The sequence below is a fragment of the Flavobacterium chuncheonense genome (genome assembly GCF_042686145.1).
In the GTDB taxonomy this organism is placed as follows: Bacteria; Bacteroidota; Bacteroidia; order Flavobacteriales; family Flavobacteriaceae; genus Flavobacterium; species Flavobacterium chuncheonense.
Genome location: NZ_JBHUPC010000013.1, coordinates 738,854 through 754,445 on the forward strand (window position 1 = coordinate 738,854; position 15,592 = coordinate 754,445).

A 15,592-nucleotide genomic window follows, 5' to 3' on the forward strand; every position below is an offset into this window, starting at 1 on the left:
CTATTTTTTTGGACATTGAAGGTGTAAAAAAATAATTTTAATATTTTTTTATAAAAAGTTTGCGGGTTTAAAAATATGTACTACATTTGCACTCGCAATGACGAAATTACTTCACTTGTAACAAAATCATTGTCAATAATTGGCCCATGGTGTAATGGTAACACTCCGGTTTTTGGTACCGTCATTCAAGGTTCGAGTCCTTGTGGGCCAACAAAAAACTCCGATAGAAATGTCGGAGTTTTTTAGTTTTATAGTTGTTTGATTTGTTCAATGTTACATTGGGCGGAAAATAAAAAAGCCAGTTAAATCAACTGGCTTTTTTAATGGTTGTTTTTTGATTAAAAAAAAATGGTGATAGAGTTGGTGAAAATTTGCAAGTTTAAAAATATGTATTACATTTGCACTCGAATTGACAAAGTTGCTATATAAGTAAAGAAATTGTTGATTGATAATTGGCCCATGGTGTAATGGTAACACTCCGGTTTTTGGTACCGTCATTCAAGGTTCGAGTCCTTGTGGGCCAACAAAAAAACTCCGATAGAAATGTCGGAGTTTTTTAGTTTTATAGTTGGTTGATTTATGCTTTGTTTAAAAGTGTAGGTGAATTTAAAAAACCAGTTTTAAAACTGGTTTTTTAGTGATTATATTTTGAAAGTAATTACAGGTCGTTTTGCGTGGTTTACTAAATCTTCGCTGATGCTACCATTGAAGAAGTGTGAAATTCCTTTTCTGCCGTGTGTACTCATGCCAATAATGTCGGCTTCAATGCTTTTGGCGAAATGTAAAATTCCTTTTTCAACGTTGATATCATTGTAGATGTGTGTGCTTACGTTTTTGAAATCAAATTGCTCGATAAATTCATCCATTGCTTTTTGTGCAACTCGAGTTGATTTGAAATTATTCGGAGTGTTGATGTTTACTAGGTGAATATGTGAATTGAATTTTTTAGCAAATTCAATTGCTTTTTCAAATGGTTTAGCAATTTCACTTGAAAAATCTGATGCGAAAACAAATTTATTGGCGCTAAAGCTTTCGTGCTCGTTTTTGATTACTAAAACAGGAACGTTTGAATTACGAACTACTTTTTCTGTATTGGATCCGATGAACATTTCTTGGAAGCCTTTTGCGCCATGAGACCCCATAACAATCAAGTCAATATTGTGAGCTTCGCCATTTTTGATGATGCCTTCAAAAGCCATTTCGAACTGAATGATTTTAGATACATTGATTCCTTTTAAGTAGTCAGCTTCCATTATCTCGTCAAGTTTTGCAATGGCTGCATTTTTGAAAAGCATTAATTCTGGAATTTCATGTGCGCTAGACAATGCATCATTTCCAGAAGTCGGTAGCTCTAGCATGTGGATTAAAAATATTTCTCCGTCATTTTGTTTGGCAATTTGAGCAGCAACTTTTAGGGCGTATTCCGCGTGTTTTGAGAAATCTGTTGGTACAAGAATTTTTTTCATAAGTCAGTATTAAAAAAGTTTTGGTAGTAAATTTTTTACATTATAAAATTACTAAAATAATATCATATTGACAATTTTTTTTTAGTTTAAAAAATATATGTATATTTGCATCAATTATTTATTAGCAGTTAGATAATGAGGCACGCACTGCGTGCCTCTTTTTATACCATATGATGTTTAAAGAGAAAATTAATCAGTTGTTGCAAGATGCTTTATTAGAGCGTCCGTCCTTGTTTTTGATCGATTTGAAGATAAGTGAAGATAGTAAAGTAAATGTCATTATAGATGGTGATAATGGGGTTAATTTGCAAGATTGTATCGATATAAGTAGAGCGATTGAGAATAATATGGATAGAGAAGAATTTGATTTTTCTCTTGAAGTTGCTTCTGCAGGTGTTTCAAGACCTTTGCAGATGGTGCGTCAGTATAAAAAGAACATAGGTCGAAAATTGAAAGTTGTTACAACAACAGCTGATGTTATAGAGGCTGAAATTACTGCTGCTACAGAAGAAGCGGTTACATTAGAGTGGAAAGCTAGAGAACCGAAGAAAGTAGGTAAAGGAAAAGAAACGGTAGAAAAAAAATTGGTTTTACCGTATACGGATATAAAAGAAGCAACAGTTATAATATCATTTTAAATAAAGAGTTGACATGGAGAATATTGCGTTAATTGAATCGTTTTCAGAGTTTAAAGACGATAAACTCATTGATAGAGTTACCTTAATGGCAATTTTAGAAGATGTATTTCGTAATGCATTGAAAAAGAAATATGGTTCAGACGATAATTTCGATATTATTATAAATCCTGATAAAGGAGATATGGAAATTTGGAGAAATCGTACAGTGGTTGAAGATGGTGAAGTAGAAGATGAAAACTCTGAGATCTCATTGTCTGATGCTAGAAAAATTGAACCAGATTTCGAAGTAGGAGAAGAAGTGTCAGAAGAGGTGAAGTTGTTTCAACTTGGAAGAAGAGCTATCTTAGCATTGCGTCAAAACTTGATTTCTAAAATTCATGAGCATGACAATACAAATCTTTATAAACAATTTAAAGATTTAATTGGTGATATTTATACAGCAGAGGTGCATCATGTTCGTCCAAAAGCTGTAATTTTGATGGATGATGAAGGAAATGAAATTGTTTTGCCAAAAGAAAAACAAATTCCTAATGATTACTTCAAAAAAGGTGATAACGTAAGAGGTATCATTGAAAATGTTGAATTAAAAGGTAATAAGCCTCAAATTATAATGTCAAGAACTGCTCCTGAATTCTTAGAGAAGTTATTCGAACAAGAAATTCCGGAAGTATTTGATGGTTTAATTACGGTTAAAAAAGTTGTAAGAATTCCTGGTGAAAAGGCAAAAGTAGCCGTTGATTCTTATGATGATAGAATTGATCCTGTTGGAGCATGTGTTGGTATGAAAGGTTCTCGTATTCATGGTATTGTTCGTGAATTAGGGAATGAGAATATTGATGTTATTAACTATACTAATAACGTTCAATTGTATATTACCAGAGCGTTGAGTCCAGCAAAGGTGTCTACGGTTAAAATCGACGAAGAAAACAAAAAAGCAGAAGTTTTCTTGAAAATTGAAGAAGTGTCGAAAGCAATCGGTAGAGGAGGACATAACATTAAATTGGCAAGCTTGTTAACAGGTTATGAATTAGATGTTATACGTGAAGGAGTTCAAGAAATCGATGACGTTGAGTTGAGAGAGTTCTCAGACGAAATTGAAAGTTGGATTATCGAAGAATTTGAAAAAATTGGTTTGGATACAGCGCGTAGTATTTTAAATCAAGATGTTGAAGATTTAGTAAGAAGAACAGACTTAGAGGAAGAAACTATTTTAGATGTAGTACGCATTTTAAAAGAAGAATTAGAAGACTAATTTTTACTAAACTACTAGCAACACAAAAAAAACAAGAATTATTAAAAAGATTATATGTCTGATAAAAGAGTAATAAGAATCAACAAAGTTTTAAGGGAGTTAAACATTTCTCTTGAGAGAGCTGTGGACTTTTTAAAGGAAAAGAATCATGAAATTGAATCAAGTCCTAATGCAAAAATCTCACAAGAGGAGTATGATGTCTTATGCAATCAGTTTTCTGCAGATAAAGGGAAAAAAGAAGCTTCTTTAGAGGTAAGTGAAGAAAAGAAGAAGGAAAAAGAAGCACTTAAGCGTGAACTTGAAAGAGAGCAAGAGCTTAAGCGTCAGCAGGAAGAAAAGCAAAGACAAGAAGTTATAAAGGCAAGAGCTGTTTTGTCTGGACCTAAAGCAGTTGGTAAGATTGATTTAAATCCTACTAAAGCTCCAGAGCCAAAACAAGAGGCGCCTGTGACTCCTCCGGTTGTAGTTGAAAAAACAGTTGAACCTGTTAAGGAAACGCAACCTGTTGTTGAGCCTGAAACTCCTAAAGCAGAGAAAATTGAAAAGGTTGAGCCAGCAATTGTAAAAGAAGAAAAAGTTGTTACAGAAGAGCAACCTAAAAAGGAAGCTCCTAAAGTAGAAACACCTAAGGTAGAGAAACCAGAGGTTAAAGAGGTGGTGAAGGAAGAGAAACAGCCAGAAACTTCAACAGAAGAAGATATTATTAAAACGAATTATCAAAAACTTTCTGGAGCAACTTTTACAGGTCAAAAAATTGACTTAACGCAGTTTGATAAGCCGAAAAAGAAAATTGAGCCTCGCAAGGATGTTAAAAAGCCTGGTGATGCAAAACCTGGAGCTCCAGGTGCTGGTAATGCTGCAAACAAAAATAAACGTAAGCGTATTACGAAGCCTACTCCAGGAGGATCAACTCCAAATCAACAAGGAGGTGGTGCACCGGGTGCTAAAAAAGACTTCTCAAAAGACCGTTTTAATAAAGGCAAAAAAGTAGTCGTTCAAAAAACTGAGCCTACTGAGGAAGAGGTTAAAAACCAGATTAAAGAAACACTTGAGAGACTTCAAGGTAAAGGTAAGAAAGGTTCAAAAGCAGCTAAATATCGTAAAGATAAAAGAGATACACACCGTCAACGTTTAGATGACGAACAACAACAAGCAGAACTTGAAAATAAAATTTTAAAAGTTACTGAGTTTGTTACGGTAGGTGAAATCGCTACTATGATGGATGTGCCAATTACAAAAGTAATCGGAACTTGTATGTCATTAGGAATCATGGTTACCATGAACCAACGTTTAGATGCAGAAACATTATCAATCGTTGCTGATGAGTTTGGTTATGAAGTTGAATTTATAACAACTGATATTGAAGAGGCTGCTGAAGTTATTGAAGACAAACCAGAAGATTTAAAACATAGAGCGCCTATTGTTACAGTAATGGGTCACGTGGATCACGGTAAAACATCTTTATTGGATTATATCCGTAAAGAAAATGTTATTGCAGGTGAGTCAGGAGGTATTACACAACACATCGGTGCATACGGTGTAGAATTGGAAGATGGTCAAAAAATCGCTTTCTTGGATACGCCAGGTCACGAGGCCTTTACAGCGATGCGTGCTCGTGGAGCTCAAGTTACGGACATTGCTATTATTGTGATTGCAGCTGATGATGATATCATGCCACAAACAAAAGAGGCTATCAGTCATGCTCAAGCAGCGGGTGTGCCAATGATTTTCGCTATCAATAAAGTGGATAAACCTACAGCCAATCCAGAAAAGATTAAAGAAAGGTTAGCAGCTATGAACTTGTTAGTTGAAGAGTGGGGTGGTAAATACCAATCGCATGACATCTCGGCTAAAACAGGTTTAGGTGTTAAGGAATTATTAGAAAAAGTATTGCTTGAAGCTGAAATTTTAGAGCTTACAGCAAACCCAGATAGACCAGCTTTAGGTACTGTGGTTGAAGCACAGTTGGATAAAGGACGTGGATATGTTTCTACAATTTTAGTACAAGCTGGTACTTTAAGAGTGGGAGACTATGTATTAGCAGGTAAAAATCACGGTAAAATTAGAGCCATGTTTGATGAGCGTGGTAACAATGTGAAAGAAGCAGGGCCATCAACTCCAGTATCGGTATTAGGATTAGATGGCGCTCCAACAGCAGGGGATAAATTTAATGTATACGAAGACGAAAGAGAAGCAAAACAAATTGCGGCTAAACGTACACAATTACAACGTGAGCAATCGGTTCGTACGCAAAAACACATTACTCTTGCAGAGATTGGTCGTCGTATTGCATTAGGACAGTTTAAAGAATTAAACATTATCCTTAAAGGGGATGTTGACGGTTCTGTAGAAGCATTATCAGACTCGTTCTCAAAATTATCAACGGAAGAAATTCAAATCAATATTATCCATAAGGGGGTTGGAGCAATTACCGAATCTGATGTATTGTTAGCCTCTGCTTCAGATGCAATTATTATTGGATTTAATGTACGTCCGCAAGGAAATGCAAAAACTTTAGCTGAAAAAGAAGAAATTGATATCCGTAACTATTCTATTATTTATGCTGCGATCGATGATGTTAAAGATGCAATGGAAGGAATGTTGTCTCCAGAATTAAAAGAGGAGATTACAGGTACTGCTGAAGTTAGAGAGTTATTTAAAATTTCTAAAGTTGGAACAATTGCTGGATGTATGGTTACTGATGGTAAGATATTACGTAACGGTCAAATTCGTTTAATCAGAGAAGGTGTTGTTATTTACACTGGAGAATTGGTTGCATTAAAACGTTTCAAAGACGACGTAAAAGAAGTTTCAAAAGGTTACGACTGTGGTATGCAGATTAAGAATTACAATGACTTGAAAGAGTATGATGTAATTGAATGTTTCCAAGAGGTTGAAGTAAAGAAAAAATTGAAATAATAAATCAGTTTATTAATAGAAAAATCCCAAGTGTCAGCTTGGGATTTTTTGTTTTATTGAAGTTGTTTTTTGAGGAGCTTTTAAAAACTACATTTTAATCCTCCGAAGATGTTTCTTCCTGGAGCATTTATACCAGAAGCAAAAACTCGATATTGAGTATCTAGAATGTTTTCTATACCTGCAAATAGTGTTATCGCTTTATATACAATGAAACTTGTTTTCAAGTTGTAGGTTTCCCAAGCGGGCATCCCCCCTTCTGGAGCATAACGCTCGTTGTCTTCTCCATTTAGATAGTAATCTTTAATATCCTTTTTACCATTATATAACACGTATGCTTCTAATGTTGCCAAATTTTTATGATACATCAATCCAACTTTTCCATAATAAGGAGGGATGTGATCCAATGGCGCTTTTGAATCATCGGAATCTATGATTCGTCCAAAAGTATAATTGAAGTTGTTTGTTACTCGAAATGTCTTAGTAATGTCAAATCGTAGCTGTGTCGAAAATCCTGTTACAAAAGCCTTACCTTTATTTTGATTGGCATATATTGTACTTTCTTCATCATTGAATAATATTGTGTTTTGGTTGTTAAAAGTGAAAGTATCGGTTATTATTGCATCAAACATTCTAGTGTAATAAAATGTATTGTTAGTTTCAAAACGACGGTTTGTTGATTTTAGAATAATTCCTAAATCTGCTGTAATTGTTTTTTCAGGTTTTAAATCTGTATTTGGAACTATTAAAATACCATTTCCTGAGTCAAATACTTTTGCTAAATCATCAATATTAGGTGCCCTAAAACCGGAACTTAAATTGGTTTTGAGTGTGATGTTTTTGGTGGTTTTATGGGTGAGGCTTACGGTTCCGCTATAGGTGAAATTATTTTGATTGACAGTGTTGAAAGGTAAAGTAAATATACTATTATCGTCAATTGAGCTTTTTAATGTGGTATATCCAATTCTTGTTCCTGCATTCCAAAACAATTTGGTAGTATTCCATCCATTATAGGAAATGTAGATTTCATTTCGTGACATATAGTTGTTTCCATTAGGGTAGCGTGTAGCGATGGAAGATCGTACTCCTGTTATTATGTTTTCTGAATACGCTGTTGAGTTCAAAGTTTCATAGTATGATTCAATACCGTAAAAAATTTCACCTGCTTCGAATTTCCTATGTAAGTTCAATGCTTGTGAAAACATGTTGACATCTTCTAAGTTGTGTTCTAAATTTAAATTGCCAAATTTTCTAGTATTTCTACTTTCTTTTACCTTTTGGTAGGCGGTGTTGAAGTGCAAATCACTATTTAATATGCTATTTGATTTATTTAAACTGTAAATGGCTAATAGTCTTTTTTGTGGTCCGTAATACCACTCTGCATTTTTCAATACTGTTGTTGAAGAAGGATCGGTTAGTCGGTCGTAACGTGGTACATCTGAAGTTGTGGAATATTGAAAGTTTAAACCATGAATATAGTTTTTTGATGTTTTGTAATTTATTTTTTGCATCAAATTATATTGTTCGTAACCTGATTGTTTTTGTATGAGAGGTTTATCGTTAGCAACTATGTAATCTATACCGTCATTGTTAGTACTAACGTAAAAAGGACGTTCACCAAAGTAATCACCATTATGATTTTTTTGTTTTCCCATTCGTAAATCTCCAAAGTTGTTATACGAGAATGCGGTTAATGTGCTAATTTTTTTTCTAGAAAAACTCAAGTCAAAGTAGGTTGATTTTTCTTGGTTGGCAGAGCTATATCGCGATGCAATATTGCTGTTAATAGCGCCATTTTTTGTATCTGAAAATGGGGTGTTTTTGGTATTCATGTTTACTGCACCACCTAGTGCATCACTCCCAAAAAGCGTAGAGGATGGTCCGTAAAATATTTCGATGTTATCGAGTAAGTTTTCATCGACTGTAATTACATTTTGTAAATGACCTGCGCGAAAGATTAAATTGTTCATTCTAACTCCATCGACAAGTAATAGTATTCTGTTCGCTTCAAATCCTCTAATTACTGGACTGCCGCCACCTTGTTGTGATTTTTGAACGTGTAAACTTCCAGAATTTTGTAATGCATCTGCTGTGTTTTGAAAGTTTTGGAATTCTATCTCCACTGTTGAAATTGTGGTAATTTGAACGGGGTTATTTGTTGCAGTATTTAGAGTTTTTTTAGAGCTTACGATTACTTCATCTAGTGGAGTGGATGATAGGCTGTCTTTAGGTGTTTGACAAAAAGAGGCGCTATAAATAGCGCCTATTATTATAAGGAGTGGTACTCTCATTCTTATTGTTTTATAGTAGTCTTACTACTGATAAAGTTTTATTTTCCGGGTTTAATTAATAAAGCAGTCGGATATTTTTCTTTTATGCGAGTTAAGGCTTTTTCAGCATGTAGCCTAGATTTATAACTACCTACATAAACTTTAAAGGTGGGGTTTGCATAAACAATTGTTGCTTCAATATCTTTGTAGGTTTTTACAAATTCTGCTCGCTTTTTTTCAGCTTCTGAACCGTTTCCGTAAAAGATTTGAATTTTATAACTATTGTTTATTGCAATGCTTGCATTGATTTTTTGTTTCTCCTTAAGTAATTGTTCAAATTTAGGGTCTTGAATTACTTTGGTTTTCTCCTCTTGAGCAATACTTTTGGTTGAAAAAAATAAAGTGGTTAAGCTAATAATTAAGGTTGATTTGAATGCTAAATTTCTCATTATGAATATTTATATATACAAAAATACAATTTCTGGGGTTATACAAAACAGATGTGGTTATTTAGAATAAGTATAAATTGCGTTTTAAGATAATATTAAGGTTTTTATAATTGGCCGAATATCGTATTTTTGTCGGAGTTTAAAATAAAGTGTGCTATTAGTATGTATTTGTACTACTAAAATCATACCAAAATTGACACGATAATCATTTAATAAATATGAAAAAGGTGGGTAACCATAAATCGTTTTCAAAGATTTTCTTCAGTTTAGCGCTATCGCTATCTTTTTCTTTGTCTGTATTTGCTCAAGATGCTGCTCCAGAAACTGCGGGTGGTGACACGGCAAAAGGTAAAGAGTTGTTTAATGCTAATTGTGCTGCTTGTCACCATTTGGATAAGACGATGACAGGGCCAGCGTTAAGAGGTGTGGCTGATAAATATGATAAGGAATTTCTTTATAAATGGATCAGAAACAATACTGAACTTATTAAGTCAGGTGACGCTACGGCGGTAAAAATCTTCAATGAGAATGATAAAAAGGCAATGACAATCTTCCCTCAATTGTCAAATGCTGATATCGATAATATTTTGGCGTATGCCATGGAGCCTAAGGCTGAAGTTAAGATTCCTACTGGGGGTCCTGGAACTGAGGTTGCTTCAAGTGAATCTGGAATCTCTAATAATGTTATTTTAGGATTCTTAGTGATGGTTTTAGGGGTGTTGATTGTGATGTTGTTCATGGTGAATACTGCTTTAACGAAATTTACTAAAGCAAACGGAATAGATGTTTCTCAAAGAGAAAAATCGTTGCCATTATGGAAAGCTTTTGCTAAAAATCAATTTTTAGTTTTGGTTTCAACAATTTTCTTCTTGTTGTTTGCTGCTTATTTTGCTTATGGGTTTTTAATGCAAGTAGGTGTGGATCAGGGGTATAAGCCGGTTCAGCCAATTCATTACTCGCACAGAATCCACGCTGGGGATAATGGTATTGATTGTAAATACTGTCACTCTGCTGCAAGAGTTGGTAAGCATTCAAATATTCCTTCGTTGAATGTTTGTATGAACTGTCATAAAAATATTTCTGAGGTTGCTCCAGAAACTTTAGCTGAAGGTGAAGGATTCGGGGTTAACTATAACGATGAAATTCAAAAGTTGTATAAAGCTGTGGGATGGGATGCATCGAAACAAGCTTATACTGGAAAAACTGAGCCTGTAAAATGGGTTAGAATTCATAATTTACCAGACTTTGTTTATTTTAACCACTCTCAACACGTAACTGTTGCTGGTGTTGAATGTCAAACTTGTCACGGTCCGGTTGAGGAAATGGAAATTATGGAGCAACATTCATCTTTGACAATGGGATGGTGTATAAACTGTCACAGAGAGACAAATGTGAAAGTTGAGGATAATGAGTATTACAAGAAAATACACGAAGAACTTTCTAAGAAATATGGAGTTGAGCAATTGACTGCTGCGCAAATGGGAGGTTTAGAATGTGGTAAGTGCCACTATTAATAAATAATTTTAGAAGCTAATATCAATATACAATATGGCATCAAACAAAAAATACTGGAAAAGTGTTGAAGAGCTAAACGAAAATAGCTCTATTGTTGAGACGCTAAGAAACAATGAGTTTGTTGAGCAAATCCCTGTGGATGAGTTTTTAGGGGATAAAGAAACTTTATCATCTTCGTCAACATCTCGTCGTGACTTTTTGAAATATGTAGGATTTAGTACTGCAGCTGCATCATTGGCTGCGTGTGAAGGTCCAGTTGTAAAATCAATTCCTTATGTTGTTCAACCTGAGGAAATCATTCCAGGTGTTGCAGATTTTTATGCTACAACAATCGCAGATGGTTTTGACTTTGCAAACATTCTAATCAAGACACGTGAAGGTCGTCCAATTAAAGTTGAGAACAATAATTTAGAAGGATCAATTACTGGAGCTAATGCAAGAGTGCATGCATCGGTATTGTCACTTTATGATAGTATGCGTTTAAAGCAACCAAAAATTGCTGGTAAAGATGCGACTTGGAATGAGGTGAATGCTAAGGTTCAAGCGAGCTTGAATGATACGGCTTCTAATGGTGGTAATGTAGTACTTTTAACGAATACTACAGCTAGTCCATCAACTGATGCTTTAATTGCTGATTTGCAAGTTAAATATCCAACTGTTAAGCATGTGGTTTATGATGCTGTTTCAGAGTCAAATGCTTTAGATGCGTTTGAGGCTGTTTACGGAGTAAGAGCTTTAGCAGGATACGATTTTTCAAAAGCTGATGTTATTGTTTCTGTTGGTGCTGATATTTTAGGAGATTGGCAAGGTGGAGGATATGATGCTGGTTATGCACAAGGACGTATTCCTAAAAATGGAAAAATGTCTAAGCATATCCAAATTGAGGCTAACATGTCTTTAGCTGGAGCTAATGCAGACAAAAGAATTCCATTAACGATTGCGGATCAAAAGCAAGCGTTAGTAAAAATATACAATGTTATCACAGGTGCTTCTGTTGCTACTGGAAAGTTAGCTAAAGATGCAGAAGTAATGAAAGCGGCACAACAATTAAAAGCTGCTGGAGCTAACGGAGTTTTAGTTTCTGGTTTAGATGATGTTGATGCGCAATTATTAGTTCTTGCGATTAACAATGCGTTGATGTCAAATGCATTCAATCCGAATGCTGCTAAATTAACAAGACAAGGTAATGCAAAAGCTGTTGCGCAATTAGTAGCAGATATGAAAGCTGGTAATGTTCATACGCTTATTATGAGTGGTGTTAATCCAGTTTATACATTGCCAAATTCAAAAGATTTTGTTGATGGATTGAAGAAAGTGAAATTATCAGTTGCTTTCTCTATGAAAGAAGATGAGACGGCTAGTTTAGCTACAATTGCTGCTGCTGCTCCTCACTACTTAGAGTCTTGGGCTGATGTTACAATGTCTAGAGGTCATTACAGTGTAATGCAACCAACAATCCGTCCGTTATTCGATACAAAACAATTCCAAGAAGCTTTATTGTCTTGGACAGGAAATAATGTTGCTTACTACGATTATTTAAAAGGTTTTGCTTCAACTAAAATTGTTGGAAAATCATGGAATCAAGTAGTACACGATGGTTTTGCAACTGTTGAAACTTCGGCTTTAACTGCAAATACTATTGATGTAACGTCTTCAGCTTCTAAATTAGGACAAGCTAAGTCTGCAGGTCTAGATTTGGTTTTGTATACTAAAACGGGAATGGGTGATGGTCAACAAGCGAACAACCCATGGTTACAAGAGTTCCCAGATCCAATTACGAGAATATCTTGGGACAATTATTTAACTGTTTCTAAGAAAGATGCTGAGACTTTAGGTTTGGCTATGCCGATGAGTTCTTTAACAGAAAGAACTTTGCACGATGCGAATGGAGGATTAAATGGTTATTATGCTAAAGTAAATGTAAATGGAAGTAGTCTTACAGTTCCTGTTATTATTCAGCCAGGTCAAGCTGTAGGTACTGTAGGTTTAGCATTTGGTTATGGTAAAACTGCAGCATTGAAACAAGAAATGCAAACAGGTGTTAACGCCTATACTTTATACAAAGATTTTAATAGTGTTCAAAATGTAACTATTGAAAAGGCTGAAGGAGTTCATGAATTTGCTTGTGTTCAGTTACAAAAAACATTAATGGGTCGTGGTGATATCATAAAAGAGACGACTCTTGAAATATTCAATACTAAAGATGCTGCAATTTGGAATCCAGTTCCAATGGTATCATTAGACCACAAAGAAACTCCTGCTACAGAAGTTGATTTATGGAATTCTTTTGATAGAAGTGTTGCACATCATTTTAATTTATCAATCGACTTGAATGCTTGTACTGGTTGTGGAGCTTGTGTAATTGCATGTCACGCTGAAAACAACGTACCGGTAGTTGGTAAATCTGAAATTAGAAGAAGTAGGGATATGCACTGGTTGCGTATTGATAGATACTACTCATCTCAAGATACTTTTGAAGGTGATGTTGAATTAAAAGGAAGTACTTCTGGATTGTTTAATTCTATTGACACTTTAACAAGTATGGAAGATCCATCTGAAAATCCTCAGGTTGCTTTCCAACCAGTAATGTGTCAGCACTGTAACCATGCACCTTGTGAAACAGTATGTCCGGTAGCGGCAACTTCTCATGGTCGTGAAGGGCAAAACCATATGGCTTACAACCGTTGTGTGGGTACTCGTTACTGTGCGAATAACTGTCCTTATAAAGTAAGACGTTTCAACTGGTTCTTATATAACAAAAACAGCGAGTTTGATTATCATATGAATGATGATTTAGGTCGTATGGTGTTGAACCCAGATGTTAATGTACGTTCACGTGGGGTTATGGAGAAATGTTCAATGTGTATCCAAAAAACTCAAGCTACTAAGTTACAAGCAAAACGTGAGGGTAGATTAGTAAAAGATGGAGAATTCCAAACAGCATGTTCTGCAGCTTGTTCTAGTGGAGCGATGGTATTTGGAGACGTGAATGATACAGAAAGTAAAGTAGCTGCTTTAGCGAAAGACGAAAGAATGTATCATTTATTAGAGCATATTGGTACTAAACCAAATGTATTCTATCACGTTAAAGTTAGAAACGATAAATAAGTATTAATTAATAGAAACAATATAAAGGATTATGTCGTCTCATTACGAAGCACCCATTAGAAAACCTTTAGTAGTAGGAAATAAATCCTACCACGATGTTACTGTAGATGTTGCTAAGCCTGTTGAAGGAAGAGCAAATAAACAATGGTGGATTGTATTTTCAATTGCCTTAACAGCTTTCCTTTACGGATTAGGTTGTATGATTTACACGATATCTACAGGTATTGGTACATGGGGATTAAATAAAACTGTAGGTTGGGCGTGGGATATCACAAACTTTGTTTGGTGGGTAGGTATCGGTCACGCAGGAACCTTAATTTCAGCTGTATTATTATTATTCCGTCAGAAGTGGAGAATGGCTATTAACCGTTCTGCAGAAGCGATGACGATTTTCTCGGTAATGCAAGCAGGATTGTTCCCAATCATCCACATGGGTCGACCATGGTTAGGATACTGGGTACTTCCAATTCCAAATCAATTTGGATCTTTATGGGTTAACTTTAACTCGCCATTATTATGGGACGTATTCGCGATTTCAACTTATTTATCGGTATCATTAGTTTTCTGGTGGACTGGTTTATTGCCTGACTTCGCAATGTTAAGAGATAGAGCAATTACACCATTTACAAAAAGAATCTATTCTACTTTATCTTTCGGATGGAGTGGTAGAGCAAAAGACTGGCAACGTTTTGAAGAGGTATCTTTAGTATTAGCTGGTTTAGCTACACCTCTTGTACTTTCGGTACACACGATTGTATCTTTTGACTTCGCTACTTCTGTTATTCCAGGATGGCATACAACAATCTTACCTCCGTATTTCGTTGCGGGTGCAATCTTCTCTGGATTTGCGATGGTAAACACATTGTTGATCATCATGAGAAAAGTATCAAACTTAGAAGATTATATTACAATCCAGCACATTGAGTTGATGAACATTGTAATCATGATTACTGGATCTATTGTAGGTACAGCATATATTACGGAGTTGTTCATTGCATGGTATTCTGGAGTGGAGTATGAGCAGTATGCTTTCTTAAATAGAGCTACAGGACCTTACTGGTGGTCATATTGGTTGATGATGACTTGTAACGTAATCTCTCCTCAAGTAATGTGGTTAAAAAAGATTAGAACAAGTATTTTCTGGTCGTTCCTTATTTCTATCGTGGTAAACGTAGGTATGTGGTTTGAGCGTTTCGTAATTATCGTTACCTCATTACACCGTGATTACTTACCATCTTCATGGACAATGTTCCAACCTACATTTGTAGATGCTGGTATTTTCATCGGAACAATTGGATTCTTCTTCGTATTATTCTTATTATACTCTAGAAGTTTCCCAGTAATTGCTCAAGCAGAGGTTAAGACTATCTTAAAATCATCTGGAGATAATTATAAAAGAGAAAGAGAGTTAAACGGTCATAATCATTCAGATAATCATTAATATCATGAGTAATAAAGTTATACACGCTATATATAATGATGATGATATATTAATGGATGCTGTTAAGCAAACAAGAGCAGCACATCATCATATTGAAGAGGTTTACACACCTTTTCCAGTCCATGGTCTAGATAAAGCTATGGGATTAGCACCAACAAGATTAGCAATTTGTGCTTTTCTTTACGGATTAGTAGGTCTTTCATTATATACAACATTGTTGAATTATATTATGATTAATGATTGGCCACAAGATATTGGAGGAAAGCCAAGTTTCGCATTTTATCAAAACTTACCAGCGTTTGTGCCAGTAATGTTTGAAGGAACTGTTTTCTTTGCAGCTCACTTAATGGTAATTACTTTCTATATGAGAAGTAAATTATGGCCATTCAAACAAGCTGAAAATCCTGATGTAAGAACAACTGATGACCATTTCTTAATGGAAGTAGGAGTTCATGGTAACGAAGAAGAAATGATTTCTTTCTTCAAAAATACAGGAGCTGTTGAAGTTAAAGTAATTGAAAAGCATTAATACCGAGA

10 protein-coding genes and 2 tRNA genes are annotated in these 15,592 nt (G+C 35.0%); 9 read left to right on the plus strand and 3 right to left on the minus strand.

Going from position 1 to position 15,592, the window contains the following annotated elements; translation table 11 throughout:
* Positions 1 to 140: 140 nt before the first annotated feature.
* Both ACFS5J_RS10925 and ACFS5J_RS10930 read left to right on the plus strand, forming a co-directional pair.
* A tRNA-Gln gene (locus ACFS5J_RS10925) sits at positions 141 to 211 on the plus strand.
* A 242-nt stretch (positions 212 to 453) separates the two neighbouring features.
* Positions 454 to 524, plus strand: a tRNA-Gln gene (locus ACFS5J_RS10930).
* 117 nt (positions 525 to 641) lie between these two features.
* Here the strand turns inward: ACFS5J_RS10930 and ACFS5J_RS10935 are convergent.
* The gene (locus ACFS5J_RS10935; protein ID WP_379812199.1) at positions 642 to 1,466 is read right to left on the minus strand and encodes a universal stress protein; all 825 of its coding nucleotides are present in this window, start codon (positions 1,464 to 1,466) and stop codon (positions 642 to 644) included.
* A gap of 170 nt (positions 1,467 to 1,636) precedes the next feature.
* Between ACFS5J_RS10935 and rimP the strand changes: the two genes are divergently transcribed.
* From rimP to infB, 3 genes are read left to right on the plus strand one after another with little or no spacing between them, the layout of a single operon-like run.
* The gene (gene rimP, locus ACFS5J_RS10940; RefSeq protein WP_379812200.1) at positions 1,637 to 2,104 is read left to right on the plus strand and encodes a ribosome assembly cofactor RimP; all 468 of its coding nucleotides are present in this window, start codon (positions 1,637 to 1,639) and stop codon (positions 2,102 to 2,104) included.
* 13 nt (positions 2,105 to 2,117) lie between these two features.
* Positions 2,118 to 3,356: a transcription termination factor NusA gene (nusA, locus tag ACFS5J_RS10945; RefSeq protein ID WP_379812201.1), complete on the plus strand. Its 1,239-nt coding sequence runs from the start codon at positions 2,118 to 2,120 to the stop codon at positions 3,354 to 3,356.
* A gap of 54 nt (positions 3,357 to 3,410) precedes the next feature.
* The gene (gene infB / locus ACFS5J_RS10950) at positions 3,411 to 6,275 is read left to right on the plus strand and encodes a translation initiation factor IF-2 (protein WP_379812202.1); all 2,865 of its coding nucleotides are present in this window, start codon (positions 3,411 to 3,413) and stop codon (positions 6,273 to 6,275) included.
* A gap of 80 nt (positions 6,276 to 6,355) precedes the next feature.
* On the opposite strand, the gene ACFS5J_RS10955 is transcribed toward infB, so the two are convergent.
* Together ACFS5J_RS10955 and ACFS5J_RS10960 are read right to left on the minus strand one after the other, a co-directional pair.
* Positions 6,356 to 8,563, minus strand: coding sequence for a TonB-dependent receptor plug domain-containing protein (locus ACFS5J_RS10955; RefSeq protein ID WP_379812203.1), 2,208 nt, complete (start codon positions 8,561 to 8,563; stop codon positions 6,356 to 6,358).
* Between the two features lie 38 nt (positions 8,564 to 8,601).
* Positions 8,602 to 8,991 (minus strand): SPOR domain-containing protein, encoded by a 390-nt coding sequence (locus ACFS5J_RS10960; RefSeq protein WP_379812204.1) that lies wholly within the window; start codon positions 8,989 to 8,991, stop codon positions 8,602 to 8,604.
* Between the two features lie 218 nt (positions 8,992 to 9,209).
* On the opposite strand from ACFS5J_RS10960, the gene ACFS5J_RS10965 reads away from it, so the two are divergent.
* Genes ACFS5J_RS10965 through ACFS5J_RS10980 form a run of 4 tightly spaced genes read left to right on the plus strand, consistent with a single transcriptional unit; the run spans position 9,210 to position 15,584 of the window.
* Complete coding sequence (locus ACFS5J_RS10965; RefSeq protein ID WP_379812205.1) at positions 9,210 to 10,505, plus strand: c-type cytochrome; 1,296 nt, start codon at positions 9,210 to 9,212, stop codon at positions 10,503 to 10,505.
* A 34-nt stretch (positions 10,506 to 10,539) separates the two neighbouring features.
* On the plus strand, positions 10,540 to 13,614 hold the full coding sequence (locus ACFS5J_RS10970) for a TAT-variant-translocated molybdopterin oxidoreductase (protein WP_379812206.1): 3,075 nt from the start codon (positions 10,540 to 10,542) through the stop codon (positions 13,612 to 13,614).
* Between the two features lie 31 nt (positions 13,615 to 13,645).
* On the plus strand, positions 13,646 to 15,055 hold the full coding sequence (gene nrfD, locus ACFS5J_RS10975) for an NrfD/PsrC family molybdoenzyme membrane anchor subunit (protein ID WP_379812207.1): 1,410 nt from the start codon (positions 13,646 to 13,648) through the stop codon (positions 15,053 to 15,055).
* 4 nt (positions 15,056 to 15,059) lie between these two features.
* Positions 15,060 to 15,584, plus strand: a complete 525-nt coding sequence (locus ACFS5J_RS10980) for a DUF3341 domain-containing protein (protein ID WP_379812208.1) — start codon at positions 15,060 to 15,062, stop codon at positions 15,582 to 15,584.
* The last annotated feature ends 8 nt before the right edge of the window (positions 15,585 to 15,592 follow it).

What these genes read in the sequence shown, in the direction of transcription:
- ACFS5J_RS10935 (WP_379812199.1), bottom strand. Translation starts at nt 1,466, where the DNA reads ATGAAAAAAATTCTTGTACCAACAGATTTCTCAAAACACGCGGAATAC.
- rimP (WP_379812200.1), top strand. Translation starts at nt 1,637, where the DNA reads ATGATGTTTAAAGAGAAAATTAATCAGTTGTTGCAAGATGCTTTATTA.
- nusA (WP_379812201.1), top strand. Translation starts at nt 2,118, where the DNA reads ATGGAGAATATTGCGTTAATTGAATCGTTTTCAGAGTTTAAAGACGAT.
- infB (WP_379812202.1), top strand. Translation starts at nt 3,411, where the DNA reads ATGTCTGATAAAAGAGTAATAAGAATCAACAAAGTTTTAAGGGAGTTA.
- ACFS5J_RS10955 (WP_379812203.1), bottom strand. Translation starts at nt 8,563, where the DNA reads ATGAGAGTACCACTCCTTATAATAATAGGCGCTATTTATAGCGCCTCT.
- ACFS5J_RS10960 (WP_379812204.1), bottom strand. Translation starts at nt 8,991, where the DNA reads ATGAGAAATTTAGCATTCAAATCAACCTTAATTATTAGCTTAACCACT.
- ACFS5J_RS10965 (WP_379812205.1), top strand. Translation starts at nt 9,210, where the DNA reads ATGAAAAAGGTGGGTAACCATAAATCGTTTTCAAAGATTTTCTTCAGT.
- ACFS5J_RS10970 (WP_379812206.1), top strand. Translation starts at nt 10,540, where the DNA reads ATGGCATCAAACAAAAAATACTGGAAAAGTGTTGAAGAGCTAAACGAA.
- nrfD (WP_379812207.1), top strand. Translation starts at nt 13,646, where the DNA reads ATGTCGTCTCATTACGAAGCACCCATTAGAAAACCTTTAGTAGTAGGA.
- ACFS5J_RS10980 (WP_379812208.1), top strand. Translation starts at nt 15,060, where the DNA reads ATGAGTAATAAAGTTATACACGCTATATATAATGATGATGATATATTA.